The organism is Rhizobium sp. SVR5-2C, assembly GCF_056755115.1.
In genome coordinates this window covers 1-256 of record NZ_JBNDHT010000458.1, presented here as the reverse complement: position 1 = coordinate 256, position 256 = coordinate 1, and the positions used below count along the sequence as shown (strand labels likewise).

The 256-nt window shown below is 64.1% G+C and carries 1 pseudogene; it reads left to right on the top strand.

Annotated features, from left to right (window positions below):
- Positions 1–256, top strand: a pseudogene (locus tag ACPYOI_RS36515) (choline dehydrogenase); the annotation flags it as partial.

The window sequence follows — 256 nt, the reverse complement described above, 5'->3', positions numbered from 1 at the left end:
GTCTACAAGCTCGAGACTGGCCCGGACAAGCGCATCGTCGCCGCGATCTACAAGGACAAGACGGGCGCCGACCATCGCGTCGAAGGCAAGTACTTCGTGGTGGCCGCCAACGGCATCGAGACGCAGAAGATCCTGCTGATGTCGGCGAACCGCGATTTCCCGAACGGCGTCGCGAACAGCTCCGACATGGTCGGGCGCAACCTGATGGACCACCCGGGCACGGGCGTGTCGTTCTACGCGAGCGACAAGCTGTGGC